Genomic DNA, 11,833 nt, shown 5'->3' with positions numbered 1-11,833 from the left:
ACCTTTTTTACGACTGCACAATCCCCGGATCCATATTTACCGGCGGGAAGCCCCCTACCCGGCCAAAATGACGCTCGTACTCAATACCCGCTTCCGGGCCAAACGGATGCCCGCCAAAACCGTTACGCATCATGGCGATGGCACGCGGGGCAATATTAGCCGAATCGCGCGAGGCGATCAGTTGCATTACCGATTGTGCTATAACCGGTATGGCTACTTCCATGCTCATGGCATCGCTCACCAGCCAGTTTACCTCGCCGGTATCTTCCACGTATGATGGTACGTTGTAGCCTTGTTTTTCGTCATACAACTGCTTCATCAGCTCTACCAGCCACGAGCGCACTACCGAGCCGTGGTTCCAGGTATGCAGTATATCGCTTACGTCAAGCTTTTCGCGGTAGCCTTCCAGCAGGGCCATGCCCTCGCCAATGGCTTGCAGCATACCAAACTCAATGCCGTTATGCACCAGCTTTACAAAGTGCCCCGAGCCGGAATTGCCGGTATAAGAGTAACCGTGCGGCACGGCCAGATCGCGCAGCAGGCCTTCTATCTGGCCAACGGTATCTTTATCGCCGCCTACCATAAAGCAGGCGCCGTTACGCGCGCCGTTTATGCCGCCGCTGGTGCCGCAATCTATCAGGTGCAGGCCTTCTTCTTTCAGTTTTTCGGCACGGCGGATGCTGTCGCCCCAATAGGAGTTACCGCCATCAATAATAATGTCTCCTTCCTCAAGCAGGGGTTTTAACTCCGTGATCACACTATCAATAGCCGCACCGGCGGGTATGTAAATAAATATTTTCCGGGGACGATCCAACCCGGCAACCAGTGCAGCCAGGTCATCCACTATCTGCAGGTTTTGCTGTTCAGGAATGATCGGCACAAACTTATCATAGCCTAATATCTGGTAGCCTTTTTCCGCGGCTTGTAAAGCCAGGTTGGCGCCCATTTTACCTAATCCTATAATTCCGTATTTTTTGTTTTCCATAATTTTGAGTTACCGGATGTATGAACCGGCCAATAGTTTAAAAAGCGTTTTCAGGTACAAATTAACATATCAGCACTGATAACATTTGAGCGAATGAATGTGTTATATTAACTCATAAAAGTTTTTAACAGCATTACGCCGCCCAGTCCGATAACGGCGATAAGCGACTCCATAGCCGACCACGAGCGGAAAGTATCTTTCATGCTCAGGTTGAAATACTCCTTAAACAGCCAGAAACCCGAATCGTTAACGTGCGAGAACGCGAGGCTGCCCGCGCCGATAGCCAGCACCATCAGGTTAGGGTTTGCATGCGTTTGAATAATCAGTGGAGCTACAATGCCCGCGGCGGTAAGTCCAGCAACCGTTGCCGAGCCCAGGCTGGCGCGAATGATAGCCGCGATCAGCCAGCCTAACACTAATGGATCGAGCGGTAGCTGTTGCAGGTAATGGCCAATCTGCTTATCCACCCCGCTATCCACCAATACCTGTTTAAAAGCGCCGGAGCCGCCAATAATAAGCAGGATGAGCGCTACATCCTTCACGGCATCCGTATAAATCGTGTTCAATTGGCTCATGCTACGGCCTTGAGCCGTACCTAGGAAGTAAGATGCTACGCCTAAAGTGATGAGCATTACTACGGATGGATCGCCAATCAAGGTAAGCCACTTTGCCGCATCGGCAGATAAATTGAACATGGCGGGGAGTAACGCGGTGCCCATTAATAATATTACAGGTAATAGCGCGATGCCAAAACTCATGAAAGCACCGGGCAATTGATCAGCAGGGATATCTTCGGGCCTGAAGGTGGCCAGCGGGTTTGACGGGATGCGTTTAAGCGCTTGGGCAAAAACGGGTCCGGCCAAAATAATGGTGGGTATAGCAATGATCAACCCATATAACAGCGTGATGCCCATGTTGGCGTTGAATTGTACGACCAGCGCTGCCGGCGAGGGATGCGGCGGCAGAAAACCATGCGTTACCGACAACGAGGCCAGCATAGGCAGGCCGATAAAAACAGCTGGTATTTTATATTTGTATACAACCGAAAATATGAGCGGCACCATCAACACAAAGCCGATACCATAAAACAATGGTATGCCTATAATAAACCCGGTGGCTACCAGTGCCCATTGTATATATTTAATACCTACTGCGTTAACCAGTACCGACGCTATTTTTTGCGCCGCCCCGCTAACCGCCACCAGTTTACCCAGCATTGCCCCAAGGCAAATAATAACCGCCAGTGAGCCTAAAGTATCGCCAAGGCCTTTTTGTATGGATGCAAGCAGCTTAACAGCGGGTATTTGCAGCAGCAACCCCGCTATAACTGACACTACCAAAAAAGCGATAAAGGGGTTAAGCTTAAACCAGCTTACCAGCATAACGAGCAGCACAATGCATAAAAATACGACAAGCATAGGCAGATTATCAGGTGAATAATTGATTGCGGTGGCCACTAAAGTAGCATTTTACCGAGCCAAAAAAACGGCTTTTACAAACTTGAAAATAAACCGCATTATTCGGTTAATATATTACACAGCAGGTTGATTATGCTGAATAGCACTCGTTGTAAATTCCATTAAATACCATGTAATATATTAACCCGCGGTTGACATTGATTTTTAGTTTAGTATATTAGGATAACCATTTGTAAACGCATGTTCTGCATATTTTTAGCTACTACGGTTTAGCAAATAACCAAACCCGATGTAGCATGTTACCGCCCCTGTGTTGATGTTTTGAGAGTGCGGCGGTGCAATTTTATGATCAGGCCATGTACTATGTTGACCTGAAAACCCAAAACCTAAATATGAAAGCTATCCTGAAAAAAGCCACGCCAACGCCCGACCACTCCTTTAACATTCATAAGGATGTAGGCGAAGCCATGCTGAGTTCGTGGCATTATCATCCGGAGATTGAGTTGCTGCTGATCAAGCGCAGCTCGGGCACGTGTTTAATAGGCGACCATGTTGGCCCTTTTAAAAACGGCGATACCTTTTTGTTCGGCTCCAACCTGCCCCACACCTTCAGGCATGAGAAGAAATACATGCAGCGTACGGATGAAAGGGTTGGCGAATCGGTAGTGATCCTTTTTCAGCAGGAACTTTGGGGCAACCATTTATTAAGCCTGCCGGAGTTAAAGCACATCAGCCGCTTACTGGAGTACGCCAAGCTCGGCCTGCGAATACATGGCGAAACGCGTAAAAAAGTTGCGCGACTTATTGACGATATGCTGAACGAGCATCCGGGCAAACGTATAGTGCATTTGCTGACGGTGCTGGAGCTGATAGCCTCGGCACAGGAATACTCTACCATATCAAGCAACGGCTTTAACCATGAGGCTAACAATATTGATAAATCGCGCATTAATAAGATTTTTGAATACACCTTCAATAACTTTCAGAATAAGATTACTATAGAAGAAGTGGCAGACCTGATCGCGATGGGCAAACACTCCTTTTGCCGCTACTTTAAATCAAAAACCAAGAAAACTTATTTTGATTTTTTAATAGAGGTGCGCATTGGCCATGCCTGTCGCCTGCTGGCCGAACAGGACTTAAATGTTGCCGAGATAGGCTATGCCTGCGGCTACAACAACATATCGCATTTTTACCACCAGTTTAAGGCGGTAACCAACAAACACCCACTGGAATACCGGGCCAATTACATCCATGTTGAGCATGTGGCGTAGTTTAATCATCCGCATGCGTACAATATTATTTCTGCTTACAGCACTTATACTTTGGTTGCCCGGCCGGGCACAACAGCAAACTACTGACCCGGGCTGGTGGAAACGCAATAACCTCAGGGTGATACAAACCAACCTGCCCGATTATGAAGCCGCCACCCTCAACCCCGACTCGCTGGTTACTGACCTGGTTAAATTTTCGGCCAACACACTCATCATCAACGCGGGTGGTATTATGGCTTTTTATCCGACCAAATTGCCCTATCAATACCGAAATCCTTACGTTAAACGCGATTTTTTGAAGGATGTGGTGGCCAAATGCCATCAGCAGGGCATTAAGGTTATTGTTAGGTTTGATTTTAGCCGCGTACACGAGAGCATTTATAAAGCCCACCCCGACTGGTGTTACCTCTCACCCAAAGGTGAGCGCATGACCAACCCCGGCATGTACACCGTATCTATCAACGGGCCGTATGTACAGCAGTGCGCCTTCGGCATTGTTAGCGAGGTGATGGACATCTACCCTATCGACGGCATATTTTTAAATATGCCCGGCTACCAGGTGAATAACACCTACGAGGGCCGCTACATGGGTATCGACCAAAATGAATACGATAAAAAACGCTTTGCCAAATTTAGCGGCGGCAAGGCATTGCCTGTTGAAGAAAATAAGGCTGACAACTTGTACCAGCAATATCTCGCGTTTAAAAAATTCACGCTGGATGAATGGGGCAAACGGCTATACACGCTGGTAAAAAGCAAAAATCCGCAGGCAGCTATATGTACCTATACCGATCAGTATGTGGACATCATACGCCATGAAACGCAGGCCGTACCGACTTTGCCCCTGTGGCCTTACAGCGCGGCTGATAATGTGAACAACGCGGGTACCACCTTTCCGGATCATATCATCAGCAATGCCAGCATACAGCAGATCTCTTTTCAATCGAGATATAACGCCATTGAGCCGGAGGAGATATCGATAAGGTTGTACCAAAATATGGCGCACGGCTCGGGCCTGGACCTGAGTATGATGGGCGATACACGCGGTTATGAGGATGAACGCAATTTTAAAACCATAGAAAAGATCTACGGTTTGCATAAAAAGTATGAGCCTTACTTTGGCCGCTATACATCCATAGCTAAAATAGCGGTGATAGCGCCCGGTTCGTGGCCTAATGGCACACCCATGCAGGAGTACCGCGGCATACAGCAGATATTACAGGAGGCGCACATCCCCTTTGATATTATTGAAGATAACCAACTACAAAACCGTGGCGATAAGCTCAAAAACTATAAGGTGATCATTTTGCCTGATATTACCTTTTTGAACGATGGCGGCGTAAAGCAATTAAAAGCGGCTATAGCTAACGGCACTAACCTGATAGCCACTAACATCGCCTTAAATGATAACCCGGCTTTGTTAAGTCAACTTTTTGGCGCTAAACTGAAAAGCCTCACTAACGACGCGGCAGGCAACTATCTGGTACCTGAGGACAGAGCCATCTTTAAAAACTTTAGAGGACAAACCATGCTTTTTATGAAGTATAACCTGGCCTTGTATGACTTCTCTTCCGCGGATAAAACAGGCCTGCCGCTGCTGGCTAAAGGCCGTACCGGTCCGCCGGAAATTATTGGCGGGCATGATGTTACCGGCGATAAAATGATGGCCATTAAGCAGCATGGCGCGGCCGAAGCGGTGTTGCTGCCCTTTAACGCGGGGCGCTTGTATTATAACAATGGCTACCAGGAACATAAACAGATATTACTTGATGTGCTGAATAATATTTACCCCGATGCCGGGAAGCAACTAATCACCAACGCGCATCCCAAGGTAGAAACAGTATTGCAGCAATATGCTAAAAACACCCCGGCAAATAAAATCAATAATAACGGGCTGATACTGCACCTCATCAACCTTACCGGCGTAAGCTCAACAAGCTACCTGCCGCCCTTGCCGGTGTACAACATCAGCCTGAAAATAAAAAGCGGGTATAAACCCGCCCGTGTAACCGACCTGCTGAACGGCAGGCCGGTTAAATTTACTTATGCCGATGGCTATGTGAATTTTACCGCCGACCGGCTGGATGATTATAAGATTATCGTGATGGATAAATAATGATTATTTCCCTGCCTGCTTGTTGAAATAATCGTTATCGGCAAACCAGTCGGCAAGGCGTTGCGACCATGCTTTTAGCGATTGCAGTTTGGCGCGCTTACCCATATTAAAAGCATGATCGCCTTTTGAAAAAATATGCGCCTCAACGGGTACGCCTGCCTCGCGGTACTTTTGCAGCAGGGTAACAATAGGCGGCGAGCAGCATACATCATCATTAGCCGCTATTAAGAATGCCGGGGGTGCATCGCGTTCAACCTTTTGCGGCACCCCTAACGGGCCGGGATAAACCAGGATAACGAAGTTCGGTTTATAATTCAGCTTGTCAACCGCATCAGTAGGTTTAAGGGGTTGCTTGTAGGTGTTGAAGGCAACCATATCCACCACTTCGCCGCCAGCCGAAAAGCCCATCATGCCGATACGGGCAGTGTCAACACCCCATTGTTTGGCGTTATTGCGGATAAGCCGCATGGCACGCATGGCATCCTGCGGGGCATGTACATCTAATTTGTATACAGAGTTAGTATCTCGCGCCAATCTGTACTTTAAAACAACCGCTACAAAGCCCAGGCTGTTTAAAAACTGCGCCGCTTCCCTTCCTTCCGAATTAATGACCAGCATACGGTGCCCACCGCCCGGGCATACCAGCACCGCGGCACCGTTTGCCTTATCTTTAGGTGGCAAATAAACCGTTATGGATGGATTATGAATATTGCTGATGTATTTATCACCCTTTTCAGGTTCGGTACGGCGGCTTTCAAAACCCGGCGCGCCGTTTTTCCATAAATGGATAACGGTGGAATCGGCCTGTGCGAAAGCATCAGCGTAGAAGCCCAGCATCGCCATCAAAGCGAGCAAGGGCTTAAACAATTGTATCTTCATGTCAACATTAATTGATTACGGGGTGTGGTTCCGCAGCAGCTTCAGCCTGCAAGTCTTCAGGCGGAATTTTGCCGTGCCACCAGGTAGCTAATGATGAGCCGGTGATATTCATCAGCGGACCAAAAATTGCCGGCGCCAGCCCGATGGTTGCCAGTCCGCCCATCAACAGTGCCAACCCCGAAGCAAGTCCGCCGTTTTGCATGCCTACTTCGAGGGATATGGTACGGCAATCCTTTTCGGCAAAACCCATTAACCTGCCCAGCCAGTAACCCAGCGCGTAACCGGATACGTTATGAATAAATACCGCCACGATAAGCAACAAGCCCACATTTAATAAACTTTGATGCCCTGCGGAGGTAATGACCACGATGATGAGGCCGATACCGATCATGGAGATCAAAGGCATAATACTATCCAGCCATTTAACCTTGCCGCGCACCAGGGCATGGAACAGGGCACCCGCAATGATAGGCAGCAAAACTACCTTCGTGGTATCCCAGGCCATATCTAAAAAATGTACCTCAACCAACCTGCCTGCTAGTAAGCGCATCAGCAGAGGGGTAAACACCGGAGCCAGTAAGGTTGATACGGTAGTAATAGCGATAGACAGTGCCAGGTTAGCCCGGGCGAGGTATGACATAACATTGGATGCCAAACCACTCGGGCAGCAACCTACCAGTATGATGCCCGCCGCAATCTCCGGCGGAAAGTTAAAGGTGTTAGCCAAAATAAAACCCACCAGCGGCATCACCGTGTAATGGCAAATTACGCCGATGATGATGGTCTTGGGCTGTTTTAATACCAAAGCAAGCTCCTTCATGCTCAGTTCACTGCCCATACCGAACATGATGATCTGCAATAAGGGGATGATGAGCTTTGACAATTTAAAATCGCCAACCTGAACAAAGTATTGCGGATAATACATGGCCAAACTCACCGCCGCGAAGATCATGATGGTAAACGAGAAGCCCTTGAGCTTTGGATGCTGCCTGAAGGCCAAGGCAAGGGCTATAAAAAAAAGCATCAGCAACCAGCCACCCCATTGCGGGTGGCCCGTTGCTGATACCGTTATAAAACCCAATAAAATAAGAAACGAGAACGCGTAATAAACTTTAGCTGGTACCATAAGTTTTTTAAGTTTTAAATTGGTTAATTAACTCCATAACCTATCCCACGATCGTTTCTCATCCCACTCCCTGGTGGGTACAAACCATGATTTGTCTTTCGGGTCGAGGTGTTGTTTCAGCACATCCTCGTTCAGCTCAATACCCAGGCCCGGCGAGTCGGGCACGAGGGCGAAACCTTTATCGATCAGCGGCTTTTTATCAACCGTTTTCACGTAGCTTTCCCAGTAAGGCAAATCAATATTGTGATGCTCCAACGCCAAAAAGTTTTGCGTAGCGGCAGCGCAATGCACATTGGCCATAAAGGCTACCGGCGTACCGGCAAAGTGCATGGCCATGGCAACGCCATGTTCTTCCGCATAATCGCCTATCTTTTTGGTTTCAAGCAACCCACCCGACGATGAAAGGTCAGGGTGGATGATATCAACCGCGTGATGGTCGACCAATTTAATGAATTCTTCTTTAAGGTATATATCTTCTCCCGTTAATGTTGGAGTTTCTATCGCATTAGTGATCTCTTTCCACTGCTGGGTATACTCCCAAGGCACCATATCTTCCATCCATGCCAACCGGTATGGCTCCAGTTTGCGGGCCAGCCTGATGGCGTTATTGGTATCAAAATGCCCAAAATGGTCTGACGATAGCGGCACATCATACCCTACCGCGCTGCGTACCTTATCTACATACTTGGCTATTTCGTCAAGCCCTTTCTCGGTGATCTGTATCTGGGTAAAAGGGTGCTTGGTATTCCCCAGTGTCATGGGTTTATCGCTCCACTGGCTACCTTTCCAAAAACCGGAGTTAACGGTAGTGCCGGGTATATCCTTTATTAGTTCAATACCCAGGTCCATTTTTAGCCAGGTATAGCCCTTGGTAACCAGCCTGTCCTTCACCTTGGCGCTAAAAACGCTCATATCCTCTTCCTCGGGGGTATCGGCATAGAGCCTTACAGTATCACGGTATTTACCGCCCAGCAACTGGTAAGCTGGCACATTATACGCCTTACCGGCCAAATCCCACAGCGCCATCTCTACCGCGCAAACCCCGCCTGCCTGCCTGCCATGAAAACCGAATTGCTTGATGGCCTTAAATACCATCTCCACACTACAAGGGTTCATGCCTAAAATGCGACTTTTGAGCATCAACGCATAGCGTGGGTCGGCACCATCGCGTACCTCGCCCAACCCGTAAATGCCCTGGTTGGTTTCAATGCGGATGATAGGGCATCGGCCTACAGTGGTCATGGGTACAATGTACCGCATATCTGTTATCTTCAATTCCGAGGGTGAGCTGTTGCGGTTAACTTTTGAGGTTGATTGCGCTAGCGTATCATCGGCAGATGCGAACAGCATACCACCCAGCGCCAGGCCACCGCCTAATGCCGACTTCTTCAAAAAATCGCGCCTTGCCGAGTCCTTGCTTTCTTCGGGTTGGATTGATGGAAGTGTTGCCTTTGATTGTTTATCCAATTGCTTGCCGTTGGCTAACAGCCTGAGTAGTTCATTTTTCATATCACTATAGGTTTAGTAGGGTTACCAAGTACGGTTCTTCATGTAATCGTCGAGTTGTTTGCGGGTCATGGGCAGTTTACCGGGGTAACTGTTAAGCCATTTGATGAAATCGCTTTTGATCTCCTCGGTCCACTGGCTATCTATTTGCCCTGGGGTGTATTTTCCTTCGCGCAGGCGCTGGTGGCCGTACTCGTCGCGCAGCACAATAAATTCAGCGGTGATAACTGCCTCTTCTGCCAAAGATGCGGGAATAAACAGCGTACCGCCACGCTTGGCAAGCACCACATCACCGGGCAGTACCGTAGCGCGCCCGATACGTACTGGTACGTTGATACCCGCCAGCATTACCTGTTGCAGATACGATGGATCGACCGCTTTGATCCAGCCGTTAAAGCCCTTGATCTCGTTCAGCCCCTCCAGGTCGCGCACCGAGCCGTAGAATACCACGCCCCGTTTGGTTTTGGCATAGATGGAATTACCCAGGTTATCGCCAATCAGCGTACCATCAACCACCTTGTTAAAACCATCGGCCACATAGATGTCGCCATTCTTCAATACATCAATCGGCCACGAGTTGGTTGGGCCAACACGGCCTTCGGCTTTGCCTTTATCCTTAATTACCTTATCCACATCAGGGCGCAGGGGCATATATTGGGCAGTTACTGCCCGGCCAACCATTACGCTATCGGGATGCAGTATCATCCAATCGCCCTCAAACTGGTTTTGATAGCCCTTGCCGCGCAAAAAGCCCCAAACATCCTCAATTCCCACGTTTTTAAAACGCTCCAGTACATCGTCAGCCACGTAGGGACGGCCATCAGGCGAACGCTCGCCTTTCCAGTCGGCGGTAAGCAGTTTGATCTGTTCGACGGTTAGGGTTACCTGCTGCGCCTGTAAATGCAGCGCCGCCAAAAGCAGCGCTGCAAGCATTATGATCCTGTTTTTCATAGGTGGTAATTCGTTGGTTATTCCTTGTCCCAGAATACGCGCGTGGCCAGGTTATCCGGACCATTATGCGCTACCGCCGCCTGGTAGTTGGCAGCATTCACAGTTTGCTCGCGCAGCGGATAGGTAAGCCTACGGATGAACGCGCCCTTTACCGAGGCATCAGCCGTTGGATAAGGGTTTGGCGTTAACTGTGGATAACCGCTGCGGCGAAAGTTAGCCCAGGCCTCATTACCATTTAAAAAGGATGACACCCAGTATTGTGTATTAATCTGCTCCAAAGCATTTGCCGGGCTAAGCGGATGCGCCAGCAAATAGGCATTTTGGGCATCTTCACTTATCGTAGCCGTGCCATCATACTGCGCCAGCTGATCCATGTGCGCCTTTACGCCATTAGCATAAAGTGTTGCCACATTACCTGTTGCCCAGCCGCGTTGCACGGCCTCGGCCAACAGCAGGGCTGTTTGCGAGTAGGTTACATAAAACTCCGGTATATCAATTTTACCCAAGGTGCGGCGGTTAACCTGCGAGTACGCGTAGCCCGCGCCAAGCCGTCCCGGAAAGCCCGGCGCAGTGCTGATGGTAGATTCATTATAACCCAAAGGCATACCCAACTGATCGGCAGGGTTAGTATTCTCGGTACCAACCGTTGCCAGCGGGTTGGCGGGCTGCGCGTATTTAACCGAGATAACACGCAGGCGCGGGTCATCTGTATCCTGTAAATATTCCACAAACGGCGCGGCCAGGTAAATGTTACCACGCTCAGTTGCCTGAAACCAGCTACCGGTCGGGCTATTAAATGTGCTGTTAAACTGTATCAAAGCATTATCAGCGTTTGATTGCATCAGTCCGCCATTTACCGCGATGGTAACATATTGTTGCGCCTTGGCAGCATCTGTTTTGCTGTAACGCATAGCGGCACGCAGCAACAAGGAGTTGCCCAGTTTTTTCCATTTCGGGATGTCGCCTTTATAAAACAGGTCGCCTGCCTCAATAGCTTTGCTGGCATCCAGCGCTTTGGTTGCCTCGTCAAGCTCCTTTAGTATATCATTGTATATATCCTGCTGGTTATCATATTTAGGCAGATTGATGCCTTCCAGGTAACCCTTACCGGCCTCGGTATAAGGCACATCGCCATAGGTATCAACCAGTATCATAAACACATAGGCCTTAAAAATACGGGCCATGTTGTACAGGTTGCTGCGCGCAGGCTGATCTTTTAGCTTATCCAACACGGTAGTAAGCAGCACCACCGGCCCGGTTACTATTGCACCCGATGTGTTACTGGTGCTGCGATACATATAGTTAAAGGTGATGTTGGTATTTGGGTCGTAACTCACGTTATGGTTGCCGCCTTCAAGCACGCCGGTGTTGGGTGTGATCAATTGCTGCACTATCATAGGCTGATAATAATAGTTAGGCAGCGCGGCGCTGAACTGGGCATTGGAGAACAGGTATGAAGGTTCAAGGTCTGCCGGCAGCACCGGGTTCACATTGATCTCCTCAAAATTCTTTTTACAGGCGCCAAGCGTTATCATGGATGCCAGTAAGGCGATGATATATTTCTTTTTCATGATGATT

General features: G+C 48.9%; 9 protein-coding genes. 2 read left to right on the top strand and 7 right to left on the bottom strand.

The features are described 5' to 3' along the window. Window positions 1–7 precede the first annotated feature (7 nt). Complete coding sequence (gnd, locus tag ABD960_RS04325) at window positions 8–985, bottom strand: phosphogluconate dehydrogenase (NAD(+)-dependent, decarboxylating) (RefSeq protein WP_345329674.1); 978 nt, start codon at window positions 983–985, stop codon at window positions 8–10. Between the two features lie 107 nt (window positions 986–1,092). After that, on the bottom strand, window positions 1,093–2,403 hold the full coding sequence (locus ABD960_RS04320) for a gluconate:H+ symporter (RefSeq protein ID WP_345329673.1): 1,311 nt from the start codon (window positions 2,401–2,403) through the stop codon (window positions 1,093–1,095). A 335-nt stretch (window positions 2,404–2,738) separates the two neighbouring features. Between ABD960_RS04320 and ABD960_RS04315 the strand changes: the two genes are divergently transcribed. Together ABD960_RS04315 and ABD960_RS04310 are read left to right on the top strand one after the other, a co-directional pair. Continuing rightward, complete coding sequence (locus tag ABD960_RS04315) at window positions 2,739–3,677, top strand: AraC family transcriptional regulator (RefSeq protein ID WP_345329672.1); 939 nt, start codon at window positions 2,739–2,741, stop codon at window positions 3,675–3,677. Window positions 3,678–3,690: 13 nt separating this feature from the next. Continuing rightward, window positions 3,691–5,793, top strand: coding sequence for an alpha-amylase family protein (locus ABD960_RS04310; protein ID WP_345329671.1), 2,103 nt, complete (start codon window positions 3,691–3,693; stop codon window positions 5,791–5,793). A gap of 3 nt (window positions 5,794–5,796) precedes the next feature. Here the strand turns inward: ABD960_RS04310 and ABD960_RS04305 are convergent, their stop codons facing one another. The 5 genes from ABD960_RS04305 to ABD960_RS04285 are packed head-to-tail and all read right to left on the bottom strand — an operon-like array spanning window position 5,797 to window position 11,826. Next, window positions 5,797–6,672: an alpha/beta hydrolase gene (locus ABD960_RS04305; protein WP_345329670.1), complete on the bottom strand. Its 876-nt coding sequence runs from the start codon at window positions 6,670–6,672 to the stop codon at window positions 5,797–5,799. 7 nt (window positions 6,673–6,679) lie between these two features. Then, the gene (locus ABD960_RS04300) at window positions 6,680–7,798 is read right to left on the bottom strand and encodes a bile acid:sodium symporter family protein (protein ID WP_345329669.1); all 1,119 of its coding nucleotides are present in this window, start codon (window positions 7,796–7,798) and stop codon (window positions 6,680–6,682) included. Between the two features lie 27 nt (window positions 7,799–7,825). Continuing rightward, entirely contained in the window at window positions 7,826–9,307 is a 1,482-nt protein-coding gene (locus ABD960_RS04295) for a mandelate racemase/muconate lactonizing enzyme family protein (protein WP_345329667.1), read from the bottom strand. A gap of 21 nt (window positions 9,308–9,328) precedes the next feature. Continuing rightward, the gene (locus tag ABD960_RS04290; protein WP_345329666.1) at window positions 9,329–10,255 is read right to left on the bottom strand and encodes an RraA family protein; all 927 of its coding nucleotides are present in this window, start codon (window positions 10,253–10,255) and stop codon (window positions 9,329–9,331) included. 17 nt (window positions 10,256–10,272) lie between these two features. Then, window positions 10,273–11,826, bottom strand: a complete 1,554-nt coding sequence (locus ABD960_RS04285; RefSeq protein WP_345329665.1) for a SusD/RagB family nutrient-binding outer membrane lipoprotein — start codon at window positions 11,824–11,826, stop codon at window positions 10,273–10,275. Window positions 11,827–11,833: the final 7 nt, after the last annotated feature.

It is taken from the genome of Mucilaginibacter defluvii (genome assembly GCF_039543225.1).
Classification (GTDB): Bacteria; Bacteroidota; Bacteroidia; order Sphingobacteriales; family Sphingobacteriaceae; genus Mucilaginibacter; species Mucilaginibacter defluvii.
The sequence above is the reverse complement of the archived record's forward strand: the minus strand, read 5'-3'. Positions and strand labels throughout refer to the sequence as shown.

Excerpts from the sequence above, each read along its gene's own strand:
- gnd (WP_345329674.1), bottom strand. The coding sequence starts at position 985 with ATGGAAAACAAAAAATACGGAATTATAGGATTAGGTAAAATGGGCGCC.
- ABD960_RS04320 (WP_345329673.1), bottom strand. The coding sequence starts at position 2,403 with ATGCTTGTCGTATTTTTATGCATTGTGCTGCTCGTTATGCTGGTAAGC.
- ABD960_RS04310 (WP_345329671.1), top strand. The coding sequence starts at position 3,691 with ATGCGTACAATATTATTTCTGCTTACAGCACTTATACTTTGGTTGCCC.
- ABD960_RS04305 (WP_345329670.1), bottom strand. The coding sequence starts at position 6,672 with ATGAAGATACAATTGTTTAAGCCCTTGCTCGCTTTGATGGCGATGCTG.
- ABD960_RS04300 (WP_345329669.1), bottom strand. The coding sequence starts at position 7,798 with ATGGTACCAGCTAAAGTTTATTACGCGTTCTCGTTTCTTATTTTATTG.
- ABD960_RS04295 (WP_345329667.1), bottom strand. The coding sequence starts at position 9,307 with ATGAAAAATGAACTACTCAGGCTGTTAGCCAACGGCAAGCAATTGGAT.
- ABD960_RS04290 (WP_345329666.1), bottom strand. The coding sequence starts at position 10,255 with ATGAAAAACAGGATCATAATGCTTGCAGCGCTGCTTTTGGCGGCGCTG.
- ABD960_RS04285 (WP_345329665.1), bottom strand. The coding sequence starts at position 11,826 with ATGAAAAAGAAATATATCATCGCCTTACTGGCATCCATGATAACGCTT.